The organism is Streptomyces sp. NPDC059398 (genome assembly GCF_042751845.1).
Classification (GTDB): Bacteria; Actinomycetota; Actinomycetes; order Streptomycetales; family Streptomycetaceae; genus Streptomyces.
Genome location: NZ_JBHYWP010000197.1, coordinates 1 through 3,181, shown reverse-complemented (window position 1 = coordinate 3,181; position 3,181 = coordinate 1). Strand labels below are relative to the sequence as shown.

The window sequence follows — 3,181 nt, the reverse complement described above, 5'->3', positions numbered from 1 at the left end:
CGCCGGGGCTGCCCCCGTCCACCGTTCTCCCGTGCGCCGTTCCCGTGCGCCGTTTCCGTGCGCCGTTCCGTCTGCCGTTCTGCCCGACGTTCTTGCGGTAGCGTCGCGGCACAGCGAGCCGAAGGGGGCACCATGGCCGGATACCTGGCCGTTCTCACCACGACGGACTCCGAGAGCAAGGCCCATGACCTCGCGGCGTCGGCCGTCGAGAAGCGTCTCGCCGCGTGCGCGCAGATCGACGGGCCGGTCAGGAGCGTCTACCGGTGGGAGGGCGGGATCGAGACGGACACCGAGTGGCGGGTGCTCTGCAAGACCACGGCCGACCGGTTCGAGGAACTCGCCGCGCACATCAAGGCCGTGCACGACTACGACACCCCGGAGATCATCGCCACCCCGATCACAGCCGGCAGCGATGAATACCTCGCCTGGCTGGCATCCGGGACACGCCGCTGACCGGACGGACCTGGCGGACTCCGCCGCGACCGATGAGTTCCCGTACCGGGTCCGGTCTGAAGGGTATGGACACCGACTCGCATACGGATACTCACAAGGACCCGGAGAGCGCTCCGCCCGACCTGGAGCCTCCGGCCCGGCACATGGCACGGCTTGCCGAGGGCGTGCGGGACGGGCAGCTGGACGGGCCCACGCCCTGCCCGGACTTCGCGGTCCGGGACCTGCTCGCTCATGTCTCCGGGCTGACCGTGGCGTTCTGCTCCGCGGCCGGGAAGGAGTTCGGGCCCGACACGGATACGGCCCCGGGCTCCGGCCACGGGCCCGAACTGGCCATGGACTGGCGCACCGCGCTGCCCCGGCAGCTGGAGGAGCTGATCGCGGCCTGGCGCTCCCCCGCCGCCTGGGAGGGCGAGACAAGGGCGGGGGGTTTCACGTTTCCGGCAGCGGTCGCCGCGCGGATCGCGCTGAACGAACTCGTCGTGCACGGCTGGGACCTGGCCCGCGCGACCGGGCAACGGTTCGCGCCGGATCCGGCGAGCCTCGGCGTCTCCTATGCGCTGCTCGGCCGGCCGGACAGCCCTACGCGCGCACCCGCGTTCGGCCCGGCGGTCGCGGTTGCGCAGGACGCACCGTTCGTCGACCGGGTGATCGGCCTCAGCGGGCGCGATCCGGAGTGGAAGCCATAGAGCCTGTGGCGGGTGCGGACGACCGCACCCGCACCCCGTCTCCCGTACCCGGGCTCAGCTGGTGAAGAAGTCGCTGACCGCCGCCGAGAACTGGCCGGGCTCCAGAGCGTGCACGGTGTGGCCGACCGGGATCGTCATCACTCTGGAGTCCGGAATCCCCGCGGCCATGTCGGCGATGCGCTCCTGCGGCATGGAACTGGCCGGACCACCGGTCACGATCAGCGTCGGGGCGACGATCTCGCCGAGCCGGTGCGCCCACTCCGGGTCGGGCCGCCCGACCTGGCCCCTGATGGCAGGCACCACGTTCCAGTCGTAGTCGACCGGCTCATCGGGGCGTACCGGCTCGGCCATTTCCCTGGGGTACGGCGGCGGGGTCTCCTCCAGGACGAGGCGCTCCACCCGGTCCGCGTGCTCCTGGGCCAGCAGATAGGCGACGACCCCGCCCATGGAGTGGCCGACGATGCCGACCCGGTCCAGTTCCAGTTCGTCCAGGAACCCCAGAATGTCGTCGCGCATGAGCTCGAACGAGTAGGTGTCCGGCCAGTCGCTCTCCCCGTGTCCCCGCAGGTCGACGGCGTACACCCGCCACTCCGTACCGAGCGCCCGGCCGGTCTCCTCCCAGGTCCCGGACGAACCGCCGAGGCCGTGCAGAAGCACCACCGGGGCGCCGAAGGGGTCGCCCCAGGTGCGGTACGCGAGCCGTACGTCGCCGACATCGACTACAGAGTGATCGTCCATACCGCAGACGCTACAGCGCGCGGCCCGGCGCCCTCGCCGCTCCCCCGCCCCGTCCCGCTCCGTCGCCTCCCGCGCGTTGCACAGGAGTGTCGCCCGGCGGTCCGGGGGTCGCATGCGGGCAAAATACGCCACCTCGGACCCATCGGCACGTCACATCCTGCCTCCATCCGCAAACCAGCCGGTCGTGACTGACCCCGGAGGCGTCCGGTTCGCTCAACTCCTTTCGTTCCAGGGGGTGTACGGCCTCCCGTACAGCTGATAGGAAAGCTTCCTAACAGAACACCGACGCACGAACTCCCCTTGGAGGACCGGTGAAAGCCCCCCACCGCACCACCGCTGGACGAAGCAAGAGGATCATCACGCGCACCGTGCTCGGACTGGCCCTGGTGGCCGTGCCCGCCACCGCCCAAGCCGCCACCACTCATGCCGCCAACACCCCTGCAAAGCAGCTGAGTTCGCACAGCACCCGGCAGGTCGCCACAGCGGCGACCGGACTCGACGACCCGGCGAAGAAGGAGATCGCCATGAAGCTGGTCTCCAGCGCCGAGAACTCGTCGCTGGACTGGAAGGCCCAGTACAAGTACATCGAGGACATAGGGGATGGCCGCGGCTACACCGCCGGCATCATCGGCTTCTGCTCGGGAACCGGCGACATGCTCGACCTGGTGCAGCTGTACACCGACCGGGAGCCGGGGAACCCGCTCGCCAAGTACCTCCCCGCGCTGAAGAAGGTCAACGGCAGCGACTCCCACTCCGGCCTCGGCTCCGCCTTCGAGAGCGCCTGGAAGACCGCGGCCAAGGACAGCGTGTTCCAGACGGCGCAGAACGACGAGCGCGACCGCGTCTACTTCAACCCGGCCGTCAAGCAGGGCAAGGCGGACGGCGTCGGGGTCCTGGGCCAGTTCGCCTACTACGACGCCATCGTCATGCACGGTGACGGCGACGACAGGACCAGCTTCAGCTCCATCCGCAAGAGGGCGCTGGCCAAGGCCAAGACCCCGGCCCAGGGCGGCAACGAGACCACCTACCTCAACGCCTTCCTCGACGCCCGCGTCTGGGCGATGCAGCAGGAGGAGGCGCACAGCGACACCAGCCGGGTCGACACCGAGCAGCGCGTCTTCCTGAAGGACGGCAATCTCGATCTGCACACGCCGCTCAAGTGGAAGGTCTACGGCGACCCGTACAGCATCAGCTGACCGGTCCGCCGACAGCGGCGCCGGCTGACCGGCCCGCATGGAGCACACCCTCAGGCGCCCGGTCCACCGACAGGCAGCGGGGCGCGGTGCGGGCCCCGTGGGGCGGAA

The 3,181-nt window shown here is 70.2% G+C and carries 4 protein-coding genes; 3 read left to right on the top strand and 1 reads right to left on the bottom strand.

The genetic code is table 11. The annotated features are described in order from the left end of the window. The first annotated feature begins 132 nt into the window (after nt 1–132). Nucleotides 133–453, top strand: a complete 321-nt coding sequence (cutA, locus tag ACFXBC_RS34915) for a divalent-cation tolerance protein CutA (RefSeq protein WP_385034104.1) — start codon at nt 133–135, stop codon at nt 451–453. Nucleotides 454–485: 32 nt separating this feature from the next. Further along, nucleotides 486–1,139, top strand: a complete 654-nt coding sequence (locus tag ACFXBC_RS34910; protein WP_385034101.1) for a TIGR03086 family metal-binding protein — start codon at nt 486–488, stop codon at nt 1,137–1,139. Nucleotides 1,140–1,193: 54 nt separating this feature from the next. Here ACFXBC_RS34910 and ACFXBC_RS34905 read toward each other — a convergent pair whose 3' ends face one another. Further along, complete coding sequence (locus ACFXBC_RS34905; RefSeq protein ID WP_385034098.1) at nt 1,194–1,877, bottom strand: alpha/beta fold hydrolase; 684 nt, start codon at nt 1,875–1,877, stop codon at nt 1,194–1,196. A 311-nt stretch (nt 1,878–2,188) separates the two neighbouring features. Here ACFXBC_RS34905 and ACFXBC_RS34900 point away from each other — a divergent pair, with 311 nt between their 5' ends. Continuing rightward, nucleotides 2,189–3,073 carry a chitosanase gene (locus ACFXBC_RS34900; protein ID WP_385034095.1) on the top strand — a complete coding sequence of 295 codons (885 nt, stop codon included), beginning with the start codon at nt 2,189–2,191 and terminating at the stop codon, nt 3,071–3,073. Nucleotides 3,074–3,181 lie beyond the last annotated feature (108 nt).